At 70.3% G+C, this 11,804-nt stretch carries 11 protein-coding genes and 2 pseudogenes; 6 read left to right on the forward strand and 7 right to left on the reverse strand.

Annotated features, from left to right (window positions below; genetic code table 11):
- Positions 1–80: 80 nt before the first annotated feature.
- The 7 genes and pseudogenes from ACFJGX_RS14290 to ACFJGX_RS14320 form a co-directional block, all read right to left on the reverse strand.
- A complete protein-coding gene (locus ACFJGX_RS14290; protein WP_382320501.1) occupies positions 81–1,232 on the reverse strand; it encodes an FAD-dependent oxidoreductase in 1,152 nt (383 codons plus the stop codon).
- Positions 1,233–1,290: 58 nt separating this feature from the next.
- Positions 1,291–1,779 carry a helix-turn-helix domain-containing protein gene (locus ACFJGX_RS14295; protein WP_382326415.1) on the reverse strand — a complete coding sequence of 163 codons (489 nt, stop codon included), beginning with the start codon at positions 1,777–1,779 and terminating at the stop codon, positions 1,291–1,293.
- A 94-nt stretch (positions 1,780–1,873) separates the two neighbouring features.
- Positions 1,874–2,404, reverse strand: a pseudogene (locus tag ACFJGX_RS14300) (cupin domain-containing protein); the annotation flags it as partial.
- Complete coding sequence (locus ACFJGX_RS14305) at positions 2,292–3,137, reverse strand: plasmid replication/partition related protein (RefSeq protein ID WP_382156864.1); 846 nt, start codon at positions 3,135–3,137, stop codon at positions 2,292–2,294. The pseudogene ACFJGX_RS14300 and the gene ACFJGX_RS14305, both read right to left, overlap by 113 nt.
- A gap of 77 nt (positions 3,138–3,214) precedes the next feature.
- On the reverse strand, positions 3,215–3,892 hold the full coding sequence (locus tag ACFJGX_RS14310; RefSeq protein ID WP_382320500.1) for a helix-turn-helix domain-containing protein: 678 nt from the start codon (positions 3,890–3,892) through the stop codon (positions 3,215–3,217).
- A gap of 61 nt (positions 3,893–3,953) precedes the next feature.
- Positions 3,954–5,219: a flavin-dependent oxidoreductase gene (locus tag ACFJGX_RS14315; RefSeq protein WP_382320498.1), complete on the reverse strand. Its 1,266-nt coding sequence runs from the start codon at positions 5,217–5,219 to the stop codon at positions 3,954–3,956.
- On the reverse strand, positions 5,216–6,280 hold the full coding sequence (locus ACFJGX_RS14320; protein WP_382326417.1) for a 2,5-dihydroxypyridine 5,6-dioxygenase: 1,065 nt from the start codon (positions 6,278–6,280) through the stop codon (positions 5,216–5,218). Before ACFJGX_RS14320 ends, ACFJGX_RS14315 begins: the two co-directional genes overlap by 4 nt.
- Positions 6,281–6,608: 328 nt before the next feature.
- Here ACFJGX_RS14320 and ACFJGX_RS14325 point away from each other — a divergent pair, with 328 nt between their 5' ends.
- From ACFJGX_RS14325 to ACFJGX_RS14350, 6 genes and pseudogenes are all read left to right on the forward strand, one after another.
- Positions 6,609–7,631, forward strand: coding sequence for a TRAP transporter substrate-binding protein (locus ACFJGX_RS14325; protein ID WP_382320494.1), 1,023 nt, complete (start codon positions 6,609–6,611; stop codon positions 7,629–7,631).
- A gap of 4 nt (positions 7,632–7,635) precedes the next feature.
- Positions 7,636–8,145 carry a TRAP transporter small permease gene (locus tag ACFJGX_RS14330; RefSeq protein ID WP_382320492.1) on the forward strand — a complete coding sequence of 170 codons (510 nt, stop codon included), beginning with the start codon at positions 7,636–7,638 and terminating at the stop codon, positions 8,143–8,145.
- A 77-nt stretch (positions 8,146–8,222) separates the two neighbouring features.
- Positions 8,223–8,378 (forward strand): annotated as a pseudogene (locus ACFJGX_RS14335) (C4-dicarboxylate ABC transporter permease); the annotation flags it as partial.
- Between the two features lie 64 nt (positions 8,379–8,442).
- Complete coding sequence (locus tag ACFJGX_RS14340; RefSeq protein WP_382326419.1) at positions 8,443–9,465, forward strand: TRAP transporter large permease; 1,023 nt, start codon at positions 8,443–8,445, stop codon at positions 9,463–9,465.
- An 11-nt stretch (positions 9,466–9,476) separates the two neighbouring features.
- Positions 9,477–10,511, forward strand: a complete 1,035-nt coding sequence (locus ACFJGX_RS14345) for an alpha/beta fold hydrolase (protein WP_382328708.1) — start codon at positions 9,477–9,479, stop codon at positions 10,509–10,511.
- On the forward strand, positions 10,508–11,803 hold the full coding sequence (locus ACFJGX_RS14350; protein ID WP_382320486.1) for an amidase: 1,296 nt from the start codon (positions 10,508–10,510) through the stop codon (positions 11,801–11,803). Before ACFJGX_RS14345 ends, ACFJGX_RS14350 begins: the two co-directional genes overlap by 4 nt.
- Position 11,804: the final 1 nt, after the last annotated feature.

Consider the following 11,804-nt stretch of genomic DNA (forward strand, 5'->3'; position numbering starts at 1 on the left):
GCTGGCGATGAGCAGTGCCAGCACGCTGCGGCGGCTCGTGCGGGCCAGGGGACGGAACAGTCGGGGCATGGGAAGTCCTTTCAATGGCTGAGGGTGTGAAGCTGGCGGTAGAAGTCGTCCACGTGGGCCTGGGCGCTGGCGGGCAGGGCCTGCAGGGCCTGGGCATGGCGCGCCGGGTCCTGTTCGGCGCCGGCGCGGCCCACGCGGTGCGAGGCCTCCTGCACGAAGCGGCACACGGGCGCGCGGCGCTCGCCGAAGCGGGCCAGGACCGCCGGCACCGGCGCGCCGTCTTCGAGCAGGCGGGCGAGCACCACGGCGTCCTGCACCGCGAGGGCGCCGCCTTGCCCCATGAAGGGGGTCGAGGCGTGGGCGGCGTCGCCGATCAGCACCACGCGGCCCTGGTGCCAGGGCAGGGGCATCACCACCTCTTCCACCGCGGTGTAGAGCACCTCGGTGTCGGGCGAGATCTCGTCGAGGAAGGGGCGCACCGGCCCGCCGAATTCGGTGAAGCTCGCGCGCATGGTCTCGGGCCAGTGGGCGGGCTCGAACCAGGTGTCCTTCGGCTGCGCCACGGTGCCGAAGATGTAGAGGCGCTCCGGCGAAATCGGCATGATGCCCAGCCGCTTGCCCAGGCCCATCATCATGATCTTGTCCACCAGCGCGGGCGGGCGCCGGTGCACGCTGCGCCAGACACCGAAGCCCGAGTAGGTGGGCTGCACCTCGGGCCAGAGCAGGGCGCGCAGGCCCGAGCGGATGCCGTCGGCGCCCACCACGAGGTCGAAGGACGCCTCACCGCCATCGGAGAAGCGCACGTGCGCGCCGCCCTCGTCCTGCCGCAGGGACAACACCGTGGTGCCCAGGCGCACCGGCACCCCCAGCGCGTCGAGCCGGCCGGACAGCACGCGGTGCATCTCGGCCCGCTTGATGCCCAGGATGGCGGGCGCGGGCGGTGAGCCCAGGCTGGGGTAGACCACGTCCACCAGGTGCCGCCCGTCCTGGTCCAGGTACACGTTGCGGCCGGAGGCGATGGGAAAACCCGCCTCGACCAGGTCCTGCATCGCGCCGATCTGGCGGAAGTGGTCCAGGCCGTTGCTGTAGACGAAGATGCCCGAACTCTGGAAGCGCCATTGCGGCTGCTTTTCAATCACCTCGACCTGCCAGCCGCGCTGCGCGAGCGCCAGGGCGGCGGAACAGCCGGCAATGCCGGCACCAACGATCAGAACTTTTTTCATGGGGGAACCAGAAGAGCAACGCGGACGCGGTCGATTCTTGGTCAGGCCCCGCCCGTGTTCAACCTTCGGGGCGCCGGATCTGGGCACCGATCGTCCGCGACTTGATGCACTGGCTGGGCGTCTGCCCGGCCCAGCGCTCGAACGCGCGGGAAAACGCCTTCTCCGAGCCGTAACCCACGCCCTGCGCCACGCGCCAGACGTCGTCCGCTCCTTTGAGGAACTGCTGGCGCGCGATGCCCATGCGCACCGAGGTGAGGTAGCGCAGCGGGGTGGTGCCCATGAGTTCCACGAAGCGCTCGCTGAACACCGAGCGCGACTGGTGGCTCACGCGGGCCAGGCTCTCCACCGACCACGGCAGTTCCGGGTGGGCATGCATCTGCGCCAGGGCCTTGCCGATGGCCTTGTCGCGCACGCCGTTGAGCCAGCCCTGGGCGCCGGCGGGGCCATGGTGCAGGTGCTCGCGCAGCACGTGCACCAGCAGCAGGTCGGCCATGCGCGCGGTGGACAGCTGCCAGCCGGGGCGCTGCTCGATGGTCTCGTCCACCATGGCCTGGGCTGCGCAGCGCCAGGGTGCGCGTGGTGGCGATCTCGGCCGCGCGCAGCACGATCAGCGGCGGCAGCCAGGACAGCAATGAGACGCCCTGGTGCTGCGGCATCCACAGGTGCAGCGAGAAGAGCTCGGTGGCCGCGCCGCCACCGCCGTGGGCGAAGGTGATGGGGTGGTCGCCGTGCGCGCCGCGCATGTGCCGCTGCAGCAGCGAGCGGAACGGCACGGTGTCCAGGCCGATCTCGGAGGCGGCGACGTGGGGGCCGCCCTGCGGCAGCATCACGATGTCGCCGGGCTGCACGTGCACCGCGTCCAGCCCGTCCATCTGGATCCAGTAGGGCTCGCCGGTGCACACGCGCATCAGCAGGCCTTCCACGCCTTCGGAGCGCAGCGCCCACGGCGCCGTGAGCGAGAAGCGCGCCGTCACGGCGCGGTCCGTGCGCAGGGTGCCCAGGACCAGGCTGATCAGATCGCCGGACGAGGTGCCCATGAAGGTCCGGGAGGCGGGGCCGTCAGGCCGACGGCGCCTCTTCCAGTTGCGCCCGCAACGTCGCCACCTGCTCGCGCAGCGCGGTGTTCTCCGCCTGCAGCGCCGCGACCTTCTGGCGCAGGGCCGTGAGTTCATCGGTGCCTGGCTCGGCCGCTTCGCCGGCCGCGTCCGCATCGGCCTCGGGCGGCTTGCGGCGGGCCTCGCGCACGCGCTTGGCCGCGAGCTTGAGCTCGTCCTTGCCGGCCAGGGCGGCGGCCTTCTGTTCTTCCGGCGGCAGGCTGGCCACGGCCGCGGCGGCGTTGAGCGACACGGCCCCTGCCTTGAGCGCGTCCACGAGCTCGGGCGCGGCCTGCTTCTGGATCTTCTCGATCATCACCACCTGGCTGCTGCTCAGGCGCGCGGCCTTGGCGATGTCTTCGCGGCTGTGCAGCGGCCGGGGTTCGAGCGCGGCGACGGCCGGGTTTTGCGCGGCCACGGGCGCGGGGGCTTCCTCATCGGGCGGCAGGTCCTCCGGCGAGGGCGAGGTCGCCAGGATGCGGGTGCGCCGCTCGGCCAGGATCTCGCGCTTGCGCAGGGCCAGCACGCCGCGCTGGAAGTCCGACACGCTGCGCCGGCCCAGGTGCTGGTCGATCATCCACAGGTGCACGTCCTCCAGGGTCTGGAAGCGCGGGTTCTGCACGGTCTGGAAGGGCAGGCCGTGTTTCTGGCAGATGCCGTAGCGGTTGTGGCCGTCCACCAGCACGTCGCCCCACAGCACCAGCGCATCGCGGCAGCCTTCGGCGAGGATGCTGCGCTCCAGCGCATCGTGCTCGTCGGGCGTGAGGGGGTCGATGTAGGCTTTGAGTTCCGGGTTGACGGTGAGGTGCATGGGTCAGGCTGAGGGAGAGGCTTGGGGGCGCGAATTGTAGATGCCCCGCCCCACGCCCGGACCGGGGCGCGGGCGCCTCAGATGGCCGGTGACCGGCCGATGGCCTGCATGACCTCGGCGTCGCTGGTGTGCGTGGGCACCCACAGCACCAGCGCGTCCTCGGGGCTGACCGAGATGCACAGGTGGCCCATGCGGGCGTCGAAGTAGGCGCTGTCGCCGACGTTGAGCACCGTGGGTTCGTAGAACTCGGTGTGCAGCTCGACGGCGCCTTCCAGGACGATCATGAAGTCGTCGCCGTCATGGCGCACCCAGTCGGGGAAATCCTTGGTCGAGCGCGCGTGCACGCGGGCCTTGGAGGGCACCACGTTCTTGTGCGTGAGGTCGGTGCAGAGGAATTCGTGCGTGTAGTTGGTGGCCGTGTGCTGGCGGCCCTGGCCGGCGCGGGTGATGCTGCGCCGGCCCGAGGGCGGCGGCATGGTCCGGGGGGCCAGCAGCTCGTCCATGGGCACGCCCAGGCCGGTGGCCAGCTTGAGCAGCACCTCGAAGGTCGGCGAGGTCTGCTCGTTCTCGATCTTGGACAGCGTGGAGCGCGCCAGTTCGCCGCGCCGGGCCACTTCTTCCAGGGTGAGTTCCTTGTCCGCCCGGATGCGGCGGACGTGTTCGCCCAGCCGGAAGGAGCGGGCGGTCGGCGCACCCCTCGCCGCGGGCGGGGGAGGGGGGGCGGTCTTGGTGGGGGCGGGGGGCTTCTTGGGCATCGGGCTTGGGTCAGTGCCAGACATTATCGAACGAGAAGCCCCCCGGTTCCGCTGGCGCAGGTCAACCCGCGCTTTGCATGGTCTGGGCGCGCGCGCTCAGGGTCGCCGCGTCGAAGCCCGCCACCTTCTGGTAGCCCTGGGTGATCGCGGCGATTTCCTCGGGTGTGATCAGGTCGCTGACCACGTCGTCGGGCCCCTTGATGCGTTCGCGCGCCAGTTGCAGCACCGCTTCCGGGCCCAGCGTGCGGTTGCTCGCGACGACCTTCGCGGTGGCCGGCAGCCGGCGGCTTTCGTACAGCTTGAGCGCGGCGTGCACGTCCAGGTCCGCCTCGCTGAAGGCGGTGCCCAGCGCGTCCGCGTCCAGAATGGCCTGGGACGCGCCGTTGGCGCCGATGGGGTACATCGGGTGCGCGGCATCGCCCAGCAGCGAGACGCCCCCCTGGCTCCAGAAGGGCAGCGCCTCGCGGTCGGCCATCGGGTACACGAAGATCCGCTCGGTGGCGCGGAACAGCGCCGGCACGTCGAGGAAGTCGAAGTGCCAGTCGGCGAAGGCCGGCAGGAACTCCTCCACCGTGGCGGCGCGGTTCCAGTCCTCGCGCTGGTACTTGGCGTCGCGGCCGATGTTGATCTCGGCCACCCAGTTGATCAGCGAACGGCCGCGCTGGGCCGCCTCGCGCGAGATCGGGTAGATCACGGCCTTGCTGTCGTGGTGGCCGCAGATCACCATGGTCTCGGTGTCGAGGAAGGGCTCGCGCTCCACGGCGCCGCGCCACATCATCGTGCCGGAGAAGACCAGCGGCGATGCGTCGGGGTGCAGTTGCGCGCAGGTCGCCGAGTGGATGCCGTCGGCGCCGATGAGGGCGTCGAAGCGTTCGCTGGTCACCTCCCCGGTGCTGCCCTGGCGCATGTGCACCCGCACCCCGCTGCCTTCGTGCTCGAAGTGGTCCATGCGGTGGTCGGTGCGCACGGCGCCGATCTCGCGCTGCACGGCGCGGTGCAGCAGCATCTGCAGCTGGCCGCGGTGGATGGAGTACTGCGGCCAGGGCGAGCCGGCGTGCAGGCCGCGCGGGTCGCGCTGGATCAGCTGGCCGTACTGCGTGCGGTACTCGATGGCCCGGGTCTGGATGCCCGTGGCCTTGAGCTCGTCACCCAGCCCCAGGCCGTAGAGCACGCCCGCGCCGTGGGGCAGCAGGTTGATGCCCACGCCCAGCGGCTGCAGCTCGCGCGCGGCGTCGATGAGGCTGACCTTGACGCCCAGGCGGTGCAGCTTGAGGGCCGCGGTCAGTCCACCGATCCCCGCGCCGGCGATGAGGACGGACGGCTTCATTGCAGGTCCTCGGGAATGATGCGGCCGCTGTCGGCGATCAGTTCGTCGTCGAGGTAGAACTGGTGGTGGCGCAGCGCGAAGTCCTGGTGGCAGCCCGTGGTGTGCTTGCCGCCGAAGGTGGCGTTCTCGCCCAGCGCGAACAGCGTCGTGCCCCAGGCGGTGCGCCCGTCCTGGCCGATCACGTCCAGCGGATTCTGGAAGTTCAGCGAGTTCCACAGCGCGCGGCGGTGCGAGCCCCAGCCGGTGTGCGAGATCGCGAAGCCTTCGGGGTCCTGCCAGCCCTGGATGTAGTCGCGGATCAGGAAGGCGTCGAGCCCGCCTTCGATGGAGGTCACCGCGCCGTTCTCGAAGCGCATGGTCACCGGGGTGGTGATGTAGCGCTTGGCGGGGTACCAGATGTCGCCCGGGTCCAGCACGATGACGCCGTCGCCCTTGCCTTCGGACGGGATGGTGTACTGGAAGGCGCCGGGCCAGTGGTCCCAGCGGCCCGGCTCGTCGGTGTAGCCGTACTGGCCAATGATGGGGCGCCCGCCGATGTCGAACCAGACGTCCGAGCCGTTCTCCGAGGTGATGCGGATGCGCTTGGCGGCCTTCAGGCGGGCGATGCCGCGCTCCACGCGGGCCTTGTCCTCGATCGTGGGGAACATGCGCTCGAGCGCTTCGACCGGGTCATGGACCATCAGCATGCGCGTGCCGCTCTCCAGGATCAGGCGCTGTTCCTTGGAGTGCAGCAGCCCGCCCGTGGAGAGGTCGATCACCAGATCGGCCTGCTTGAGCGTCTCGATGGCCAGCGTGCCGCCGCTCAGGATGGCGGAGGACACGTTGCCGGTGCGGATCACCGGCACCTGCTCGGGGGGCGCGGAGGGGACCATGAGGATCAGCGTCTCGGCCCCGATGTCGCGCGCGGCACCGTACAGCGCGGCTGCGTAGTCCTGGTTGGCATCCGGCTCGGTCAGCACGATGAGCGATTCGGTGGCCTTGAGCTTGCACAGCTCCAGCATGCGCCTGAACAGCGGAACCAGTTCCGTGGTCTTGAAGGCCGTGGCGGTGGTAACAGACATAAAGCAAAGCTCCTGGTGGTTGAGGGAAAAAAGATTCTAAAAGGAAACTTAGTTTCCGATCAAGAACTTCTTGCCTTTTGCCCTGGCTTGCATATTGCTCACGCGGTCTCCACTGGCGTTGCGACAGCCTTTTCAGGGGCTCTCAGGCGCGGATTCGGGCATGCGAGGCAGCGATTTGCGCTTCAAAAGCACCGTTGATGTGCATGAAAACCCTAATAAGGTGCATAAATTTCCTATTGTCATGTTTTGTTCTTTATAGGAAACTTTCGAGTCCAACGCTTGGTTTTTCGTCCGATCCCTCCCCACCACCCTTCAAAAGGAACTCCCCATGTCGACGATTCAACGATGGCTGGCTGCCACCTCCCTGGTTCTGGCTGGCGCCCTGCAGCCGGCCCTGGCCCAGTCCACGGTCACGCTCAAGGTCCATCACTACCTGCCGCCGTACTCGCTGGCCCAGAAGCAATTGATCGAGCCCTGGTGCGAGCGCATCTCGGCGCAGTCGGCCGGCCGGCTGAAGTGCCAGATCTTTCCGGCCATGCAGATGGGTGGCACGCCGCCGCAGCTGTTCGATCAGGCCAAGGACGGCGTGGCCGACGTGGTCTGGACGCTGCCGGGCTACCAGGCCGGCCGCTTCCCGTTGACCGAGGTCTTCGAGCTGCCCTTCATCACCAGCAACGCCGAACGCAGCAGCCGCGCGCTGTGGCGCTATGTGGCCCAGCACTCCAGCGCCGAATTCGCCGGCGTGCGCCCGCTGGTGCTGCACGTCAACGACGGCTTCCTGGTGCACACCACCGGGCGCCAGATCAAGGCGCTGGAAGACTTCCGGGGCCTGAAGCTGCGCGCGGCCACGCGCCTCAACGCCAAGCTGATCACCGCCCTGGGCGCCGCGCCCATCTCCATGCCCATGCCACCGGTGCCGGAGGCGCTGTCCAAGAAGGTCATCGACGGCGCGATCCTGCCGTGGGAGGTGATTCCCGCGCTCAAGCTGCAGGACATCGTGAAGTTCCACACCGACATCGACGCGTCGCTGCCGCGCCTGTCCAACACCGTGTTCGCGATGGTGATGAACAACGCGCGCTACGACTCGCTGCCGGCCGACCTGAAGAAGGTCATCGACGCCAACAGCGGCGAGGAGGCCTCGGCCCTGGCGGGCAAGGCGTTCGATGCGGCCAGCGTGCCCGCGCGCAAGACGGCCGAAGACCGCAACAACGTCTTCCACACCGTGCCCGTCGAGGAGGCGCGCCGCTGGATGGCGGTTGCCCAGCCGATCACCGACGAGTGGATCAAGGAGGTGACGGCCCGTGGCCAGGATGGCAGGAAGCTGCTGGACGCCGCGCGAGCCGCCGAGTAAGCGCATGGCCGCTCTGATTCACAAGACCAGCACGGTCTTCGCCGTGGCCGCGGGCGTGATCGCCTCGGCCGCCGCGCTGTTGACCACGCTGAGCATTCTGGGGCGCTGGTTCTGGTCGGCGCCGATTCCCGGCGACGTGGAACTCACGCAGTTCGGCATCGCCATCAGCATCTCGATGTGCCTGCCATGGTGCCAACTGCAACGCGGCAACATCATCGTGGACTTCTTCACTTCGCGCAGTTCGTCGCGCACGGTGCGGGTGCTTGACGCCATCGGCGCCGTGGCACTGGCCGCGATGATGGGCGTGCTCGCCTGGCAGACCGCCGTGGGCGCGGCCGCCTCGCGCGCCGTGGGGGAGACCACCATGATCCTGGGTCTGCCGATGTGGCTGGTCTACGCGGTGCTCGCACCCGGGCTGGCCATGACGATGCTGATCGCGCTGCTGCAGGCGGCCGGCGTCATCGCCGACCAGGACGAGGCCGCGTGCGAGCCGTTGCTGGGGGTGGCGCCATGAGCATGATGACCATTGCCCTGCTGATGTTCGCCGGCATGCTGCTCCTGATGGCGGTGCGCATCCCGATCGCGGTCGCCATGTTCGTGGCCGGCGCGCTGGGTTACCTCGCGGTCTCCGGGCCGCTGCCGCTGCTCGCCCTGCTCAAGGGCGCCGCCGTCGGGCGGCTGTCGGTGTACGACCTCACGGTGGTGCCGCTGTTCCTGCTGATGGGCCAGTTCGCCACCCAGGGGGGCCTGTCGCGCGCGCTGTTCCAGGCGGCCTCGTCGCTGGTGGGCCACGTGCGCGGCGGCCTGGCCGATGGCGTCCATCCTGGCCGCGGGCGGCTTCGGCGCGGTCTGCGGGTCCTCGGTGCGCACCTCGGCCACGATCACCCAGGTGGCCTATCCCGAGATGAAGCGCCACGGCTACAGCGGCCGGCTGTCCACCGCCGCGCTGGCCACCGGCGGCACCATGGGCATCCTGATTCCGCCCTCGGTGCCGCTGGTGATCTACGCGCTGCTGACCGAGCAGAACATGGCCAAGCTGTTCGCGGCCTCGCTGATCCCCGGTCTCATCGCGATGTTCGGCTACCTGGGCGTGGTCTGGCTCTACTGCCGCCTGCGCCCCGATCTGGCCCCGCCGGCCGCGGCGATCGGCTGGCGCGAGCGGCGCCAGGCGCTGGCGAAGATCTGGCCCATCGCGCTGATCTTCCTCTCGGTCTTCGGCGGCATCTACGGCGGCGTGTTCACACCGACCGAGGGCGCGGCCGTGGGCGCCGTGGGCACCTTCGTGGCGGGCGTGGCCTTCGGCGAGCTGCGCAAGCGCGAGATCGCGCGCTCCTTCGTGGGCGCGGCGGAGACGTCGGCGATGGTGTTCATGATCTTCATGGGCGCCGACCTGATGAACGCCGCGCTGGCGCTCACCCGCATGCCGCACGAACTCTCCGAGTGGATCGGCCAGCTCGGCGTGTCGCCCGTGACCATCGTGGCCTGCGTGATGCTGCTCTACATCCTGCTGGGCTGCGTCATGGACGAGCTGTCGATGCTGATGCTCACCATCCCGGTGATCTTCCCGACCATCATGTCGCTCGACCTCTGGGGCCTGGGCGCGGAGGACAAGGCCATCTGGTTCGGCGTGCTGGTGCTGATGACCGTGGGCATCGGGCTGATCGCGCCGCCGATCGGGCTGAACGTCTGCGTCGTCAACGGCATCGTCAAGGACGTGCCCATCGTCGAGACCTACAAGGGCGTGCTGCCCTTCGTGCTCAGCGACATCGTGCGCCTGGCGCTCACGGTGATGTTCCCCAGCATCGCGCTGGTCACCGTCTGGTGGTTGTTCTGATGGGAGCCGACATGCCATGGCCTGTGAATGAAGGCTTCTTCGAACTGGGCGACCACCCGCTGGCCGCGGGTGCGCAGCTGCCACGCGCGCGCCTGGCCTGGAAGACCCACGGCACGCTCTCGCCCTCCGGCGACAACGTGATCCTCTACCCGACCAGCTTTGCCGTGCGCCACGGCGACATCGAATGGCTGATCTCGCCCGAGGGCATCCTGGACCCGACGCGCTGGTTCATCGTGATCGTGGACATGTTCGGCAACGGGCTGTCCTCCAGCCCGTCCAACACGCCGGACTACCCGGCGCTGGTGAGCGCCGCCGACAACGTGAGCGCCCAGCGCCGGCTGCTGCGCGAGCACCTGGGCGTGCAGCGGCTGGCCTGTGTCTACGGCTGGTCCATGGGGGCGCAGCAGGCCTACCACTGGGCCGCGCTGTACCCGGACGAGGTGGAGCGGGTCGTCGTCAACTGCGGCAGCGCCCGCACGGCGGTGCACAACCAGGTCTTTCTGGATTCGCTCATCGCCACGCTGGAGGCCGCGCCCGAGCACCTGGGGCAGGGGCGCTTCTCGGCGCCACCGGCCGCCGCGTTGCGCGCCTTCGGCCGCATCTACGCGGCCTGGGCCCTGAGCCAGGACTTCTTCCGCGCGGACCTGCACCGCTCGGCCTTTGGCGCGCCGGACCTGGAGACCTTCCTGCGGGCCAACTGGGACGGGCGTTTCGCCGCGCGCCATGCGCAAGACCTGCTGGCCCATTTGCGCGGCTGGCACGCCAGCGACATCAGCGCCAACGCGCGGCATGGCGGTGATCTCACGGCGGCGCTGCGCGCCATCACGGCGCGCGTGCTGCTGATGCCGGGCGCCACCGACCTCTATTTCCGCGTCGCCGACAACGAACTGGAGCTGCCCCACCTGCGCCACGCGCGCCTGCTGCCCATCCCCAGCGTGTGGGGGGCACCTGGCCGGCAACCCGCAGCGCAGCCCCGAAGACGCCGCCTTCGTGCGCGCCGCGGTGCGCGAATGGCTGGCATCCTGACCGAGAGCCCGATGACATGAACCCCCAAGACTATGCGCGCCTCGGCGCGCTCGAACTGCGCAAAGCCATCGCCTCGGGCCGCACCTCGGTGCAGGCCGTGGTGGAGGCCGCGTTCGCGCACATCCACGCGCGCGAACCGGCCATCCACGCCTGGCGGCACCTGGACGAGGCCGGCGCGCTGGCCCGCGCCCGCGCGCTCGACCACCAGGGCGCCCCCGGCCTGCTGGGCGGGGTGCCGCTGGCGGTCAAGGACGTGCTCGACACCGCCGACATGCCCACGCGCTACGGTTCCCCCATCTACGCGAACCACCAGCCCACGAAGGACGCGGCCTGCGTGGCGCTGGCGCGCGGCGCCGGTGCCGTGCCCCTGGGCAAGACGGTGACCACCGAGTTCGCCTACTTCTCCCCCGGGCCGACCGCCAACCCGCGCAACACCCGCCATACCCCGGGCGGCTCCTCCAGCGGCTCGGCCGCCGCCGTGGCCGACGGCATGGTGCCGCTGGCCTTCGGCACGCAGACCGCCGGCTCGCTCATCCGGCCCGCGTCCTATTGCGGCGTGTTCGCGCTCAAGCCGACCTTCGGCAGCGTGGACGGGGCCGGCGCCAAGCGCTTCGCGCCCTCGCTGGACACCCTGGGCTGGCTGGCGCGCAACGCCGACGACCTGGAGCTCATGCGCTGCCTGCTCACGGGCCAGGCCCACCGCGAACTCGGTGTGCGGCCGGCCGCCACGCTGCGCCTGGGCCTGTGCCGCACGCACGAATGGGCGCAGGCCGACGCGGGCGGCCAGGCCGCCTTCGCAGAGGCTGCCGAGCGCGCGCAGGCGGCGGGCATCACCGTGGTGCCGGTGCCCATGCCGGACACCCTGGTGGGCCTGCTGCAGGCGCAGAAGACCGTGATGGCCTACGAGGCGGCGATCGAGCTGGCGGCCGAGGCCGAGCGCCATGCCGATCAGCTGAGCCCGGCCATGCGCGCGCTGCTGGAGACCGGCCGCGCCACGTCGCGTGCCGACCACGAGAGTGCGCAGGCCCTGGCGCACGCCGGCCGGGCGGCACTGTCCGGCCTGGTGCGCGAGGTGGACGCCTGGCTGGTGCCCGCCGCACCCGGCGAAGCGCCCGAAGGCCTGGCGGCCACCGGCGACCCGGTGTTTTCCCGCGTGTGGACGCTGCTGGGCTGGCCCTGCGTGAACGTGCCCGGGCTCGTGGGACCGGGCGGCCTGCCCATCGGCATGCAGCTGGTCGGGCCGCCGGGCAGCGACCGCGCGCTGCTGGAGGCGGCCGCCTGCCTGCACCGCGTGCTGGCGCCCGCGGGCTGAG

Source organism: Hydrogenophaga sp. UC242_50, assembly GCF_042697355.1.
Taxonomy (GTDB): Bacteria; Pseudomonadota; Gammaproteobacteria; order Burkholderiales; family Burkholderiaceae_C; genus Hydrogenophaga.